Genomic DNA, 1,142 nt, shown 5'->3' with positions numbered 1-1,142 from the left:
CGGTGTGGTGACGACCCACTCTGGATCATACTGGGTAATCAACACCCTTGCATATATAAGTATAAATAAAGCTTACAAAACTGTAAGCTAGATGTAAGCAACATCCATGGGAACTTTCCTTTTCTTCCGCTACAATAAAGCTAACGGTACAATAGACCGTTTATTAAAGCAAAAGGGAGGTACATCCATGCATACACTTTCATCTCCTGCCCCCCATTCGAACATACGACGGGAAAGAAAAGCGGGAAAAAAACCATCCTTGCTCAAACGGATGAGTGGAGCTATTTTATCACTTATCCTGCTTCTGGCGGCTGTATGGGCGATCATCGGCTATATCGGAGAACAATGGATGGACCAGAAGAAATTAGCGGTATTTACACAACCATCCGCTCAAACATATATTCCAACCGACGAAATGCCGGATTATGTGTGGCAGGCATTCATCGCGATTGAAGACCATCGCTTTCCGTATCATCCTGGTGTAGATCCGATAGCTATCGGACGTTCGATTTGGATAGATTTATCCACCGATAGTAAAGCACAGGGCGCAAGTACGATTACGATGCAACTGGCCCGCAACCTGTTTCTTTCACACGACAAAACAATAGAACGGAAACTGAAGGAAACAGCTATCGCCATTCGACTTGAACAGCAGTATTCCAAGCAGGAATTGCTCACAATGTATTTGAATACAATTTATTTTGGTCATGGTACGTACGGTATCGAAAAGGCCGCCGACTTTTACTTCGGCAAAACGGTACGTGAGAACGGACAGAAGCACACGATCACCTTGAGCGAAGCAGCTCTTCTGGCCTCGCTTCCGAAAGCACCGGAATCATACTCCCCGGTAAAACATCTAGAAAAGGCAAAAAAAAGACAAGCACTCGTGTTAAAAAGAATGGTGGATTTAGGATTTATTACGGAAGCGGAAAAGGAAAATGCGCTTAAAAAAGAAATCGTGCTACAGCCAGCTACCCGTACTTATGTTAACGCATCGTAAACAGCAAAGACCCCTATGCTTTCGGTAATAAGCATAGGGGCTTTTTTATCGTCAAGCAGCAGCCGTAATATCTTTCTGGCTAGTCGGTAAAAATCTCATGTACGATATCACGCCTGTTGATTATCCATAAGGTGGAAAAAAG

Annotated in this window: 1 protein-coding gene; it reads left to right on the top strand. The window is 43.8% G+C overall.

From position 1 onward, the window contains the following. Nucleotides 1–187: 187 nt before the first annotated feature. Nucleotides 188–1,000 (top strand): transglycosylase domain-containing protein, encoded by an 813-nt coding sequence (locus HMPREF0083_RS25850; protein ID WP_051354808.1) that lies wholly within the window; start codon nucleotides 188–190, stop codon nucleotides 998–1,000. Nucleotides 1,001–1,142: the final 142 nt, after the last annotated feature.

It is taken from the genome of Aneurinibacillus aneurinilyticus ATCC 12856 (assembly GCF_000466385.1).
Lineage (GTDB): Bacteria > Bacillota > Bacilli > Aneurinibacillales > Aneurinibacillaceae > Aneurinibacillus > Aneurinibacillus aneurinilyticus.
The sequence above is the reverse complement of the archived record's forward strand: the minus strand, read 5'-3'. Positions and strand labels throughout refer to the sequence as shown.

Coding starts and splice junctions, on each gene's coding strand:
- HMPREF0083_RS25850 (WP_051354808.1), top strand. CDS start 188: ATGCATACACTTTCATCTCCTGCCCCCCATTCGAACATACGACGGGAA.